4 protein-coding genes and 1 pseudogene are annotated in these 3,419 nt (G+C 47.6%); 2 read left to right on the top strand and 3 right to left on the bottom strand.

Going from position 1 to position 3,419, the window contains the following annotated elements:
- Together Q0369_RS10245 and Q0369_RS10250 are read left to right on the top strand one after the other, a co-directional pair.
- Positions 1-617: ATP-binding protein (locus tag Q0369_RS10245; RefSeq protein ID WP_298099490.1), on the top strand; the 617-nt coding region annotated here is incomplete at its 5' end.
- Complete coding sequence (locus Q0369_RS10250) at positions 614-1,270, top strand: metallophosphoesterase (protein WP_298099493.1); 657 nt, start codon at positions 614-616, stop codon at positions 1,268-1,270. The genes Q0369_RS10245 and Q0369_RS10250, both read left to right, overlap by 4 nt.
- Before the next feature lie 232 nt (positions 1,271-1,502).
- On the opposite strand, the gene Q0369_RS10255 is transcribed toward Q0369_RS10250, so the two are convergent.
- The 3 genes and pseudogenes from Q0369_RS10255 to Q0369_RS10265 all read right to left on the bottom strand — a co-directional run.
- Positions 1,503-2,258 (bottom strand): hypothetical protein, encoded by a 756-nt coding sequence (locus tag Q0369_RS10255; protein ID WP_297895608.1) that lies wholly within the window; start codon positions 2,256-2,258, stop codon positions 1,503-1,505.
- 46 nt (positions 2,259-2,304) lie between these two features.
- The gene (locus tag Q0369_RS10260) at positions 2,305-2,958 is read right to left on the bottom strand and encodes a lysophospholipid acyltransferase family protein (protein ID WP_298099498.1); all 654 of its coding nucleotides are present in this window, start codon (positions 2,956-2,958) and stop codon (positions 2,305-2,307) included.
- Positions 2,939-3,419 (bottom strand): annotated as a pseudogene (locus tag Q0369_RS10265) (tRNA (N6-isopentenyl adenosine(37)-C2)-methylthiotransferase MiaB); the annotation flags it as partial. The gene Q0369_RS10260 and the pseudogene Q0369_RS10265, both read right to left, overlap by 20 nt.

Raw genomic sequence — 3,419 nt, forward strand, 5'->3', positions numbered from 1 at the left:
GGCGCGGCGCGGGGCTTAGCGAGCTGCTAGGCATGCAGGAGCTTGAGCCCCGCGATGACTACGCGATCGCTCGTCCGCTTTTGGGCGTGCGAAAGTGCGAGCTGGAGCGGTTTTTGCGCGAGCGAAACCTAAAATACTTCACCGACGAGACAAATTTAACGGAGCAGTTTAAGCGCGGATTTATTCGCGCGAAATTTAGCGAGCCGTTTTTAAACGAGTATTTTAGCGGCGTAAAAAAGAGCTTTGAGTTTTTAGCGGTCGATGCGTTAAGCTTAACTCCCGAAATTTCTAATCCCGCAGCAAAAATTTATCTCGTAAAACGCGGTCTTGGCGAGCTTCGCGGCGTGGGTCTTGCCTGCAAGCGGCTAGGACTAGTGCTAAGCTCGGCGCAGCGAAACGAATGCGCGCGCTGCCTAGAAAAAGGCTTGGACTGCGTGTTAGGCGGCAAGGTGGCCGTCGGAGCTGGCAAAAATTTTATTTTTGTGACGCCATATATCAAAGCGGCGATGGACAAGAAATTTAAAGAAGCGTGCCGCACCCTAAAAATCCCGCCGATAAACCGTGGATTTTTATTTGCCGAGGGCGCGGATCTTGCGCTATTTGAGGAGCTTTTATGAGCGTTTATTTTACCTCCGATCTGCACTTCGGCCACGAGCTGGTACTGAAAAAATACCCGAATTTTAGAAAAGGCGCGAACGTGACCGAGATGGATGAAAATCTCATTGCCGCTTGGAATGCGCTTGTTACACCCGAGGATCTTGTCTATAATCTTGGCGACGTCTCCTTTCACAAGGATTTTGCGCACACTTGCGAGTTACTTCGCAGACTAAACGGGCGGCATTTTTTGGTGCTCGGTAACCACGATGGACGGATCGCCGCGATGAAAAACGAACTGCTAAGCGGACGCAAGGCGGACGGCAATTTTATGTTTGAGCAGATCGTGGGCTACGCCTTTGTGCGCCTATCGCATAAGAGAGCGGCTCTGTCTCACTACCCTATGATCGAGTGGGCAAACTGCCATTATGGCGCACTGATGCTCTATGGTCACCTGCACGCAGATATCGCCGAGGTTTCGGGCAGGGCGCTAAACGTAGGTTTTGATCTGCACGGCAAAATTTTAAGCGAGGACGAGGTGTGGTCGTATCTGAAAGATATCCCGCCCAAGGCCCATCACGCAAGCGAGCTAGAGGGCATTAGCGAGAACGACGATGTGGAGCAAAGGCGGGCTTTGATAGAAAATTTTTTACGCAAAATTAATCGGGATTCGTGAAAAAGACAAAATTTACGGCGCAAGACGGGCTCTTTGCGGCAAAAAAGCTTAAATTTAAAAGCAAGTCGTTTAAATACGGATGATTTTATCTAGTCAAAATTTCATTATGTAACGCGAGATAAATTTAACAAAACGCAACCGCGAACGAGTAACCAAATCGTATCAAGCAAACGCAATACTGCAAAGATAAAATTTTCAAATTCTGCCTAGGTGCCAGAGCGAAAAATTTGATCTAGCGGGCTTCCAGCATCGCGATTTTGTTGATGTAATCGGCGAAATTTAGATTTATCAGATTTGTTTTGATGAAGATGCGCGTAAAAATCACATAACCGATCTCGTTGCTAAGTGTGCCGTCTGAGTAGATGAAAACGTTGGTGAGAAACTCGCTATTTTCGGATTTATAGAAGGTCTCGATCTGAAAATTTAAAAGCTCATAAAATAGCTCATCAGTATCGCTCATCGCCGCCTGCATCTCCTCATCGATGCGCATTATGTCGGCGTAGAGCACGCGCTCTTGGTTGGCGACGACAAAACACGCGCGGTTATTAAATTTCAGTGCAAACATCGCCATGTTTTCAAAATCGCTTTGATTTTTTAGCAAGAAGTATAAAATTTTAAATAAACTAGCGTGCGAGCTAAATTCTATTCCAAAAGTCTCATCCGCCGCCTGTGCACTTGCGCGAGGAAATTCCACTATGAAACTATCATCGACTTTTTGATAAATACTATTTTCTTTAATCATATAATCTTCGTTAAAATGCACCCTTTGATTTTCGTCGTCTATCAACACACAAGAGATTAAATTTTTATCACTCAGATCCGCAAAGCCTGCCAGCGAGGTAGCCAGATCGTTTTCTTGCGCGATGGGAAAGCGATCGGATTTCTCATCCAAAATTCTTTTACCAAAGCCCAATTTTCTATAAAAAAACTCGCATGCGTCAGCACTTTTAGCGACGCCGAGGAATGATTTTGCTTTAAATAGTGCCATTTTTTCTCCTAAAATTGCAATTATATCGAAACACTATTATTTCAAACTAAAATTTAACGTCCTTCTCGGCGCTTGCAAAAAGCAGTTGCCTAATCGCCTCTTTGCCCTCTTCAAGGTCAAGTCCTTCTAAATTTAGCGGCGCGCTGAGGCTGTAATTTATGCGCGAAAAGGGCTTTGGCAATACCATCTCGTCCCAGCTATGAAATTTCCAAAAACTGCTCGCTTCGTAATTTAGCGCGTAAATACCTAGGCTTAGCCGCTGCGCAAGGATCACGGCACCGTCGGCGACGCTGTGAAGCGGGCCGCGCGGGCCGTCGGGAGTGATGATGACGTCGGTGCCGTTTTTTATCTCTTTGATCGCGCCCATAAGTGCGCGCGCGCCGCCCTTGAAGCTACTACCGCGGATCGCGCCGATGCCGAAATGCGAGATCACGCGCGTGATGATCTCGCCGTCTTTGTGATCGCTGATGATAACCTTGGCGCGCCTTTTGCTGCCGAAATCCCGCAGCCACCAGCGCCTATAAGCAAAGCTCATCATCGCTAGCCTTCCGTGCCAAAACACGACGATGCAGGGCTTTTCGGGCAGCTTAGCGGGGGTAAATTTAACCCTGCACGTTAAAAAAATACACCAAATCAGGATAAAAATGAGATATTCGGCGATGCGGAAAAACAGCCGCTTTTTAAGCGATAACTTTTCCATAAAGCGCCATTCTGGCGGTCTTTTCGACACGTACTCTGCGCGTTTTGCCTAGTAGCTCCTCGCCGCCTTGCGCGCAGATTAGAAAATTTGAAAAGCTTCTACCGCACGCGGTACCGCCCTCTCGCAGCTCCTCGAAATACACGTCGAAAATTTTATCTTTTTGCGCTCCTGCGATCTCGTCTAAAATTTTAGCGTGAGCGCTTTGTAGCCTGCTTAGCCTTTCGCTTGAAATTTCATCATCCAGCGGCTTTAAATTTGCTGCCGGCGTGAGCGGTCTCGGGCTAAATTTAAAGGAAAAAACCTGCTCGAATCTCACCGCTTCTAACACCTCCATCGTCTCGGCAAAATCCTCCTCGCTCTCGCTTGGATAGCCCACGATGATGTCGGTGCTAATCGCTACGCCCGAGCAGCTTTGGCGCAGTTTAAGCGCGCGGTCCAGATACCACTGCTTGGTATATCCG

Source organism: uncultured Campylobacter sp. (genome assembly GCF_938030685.1).
In the GTDB taxonomy this organism is placed as follows: domain Bacteria; phylum Campylobacterota; class Campylobacteria; order Campylobacterales; family Campylobacteraceae; genus Campylobacter_B.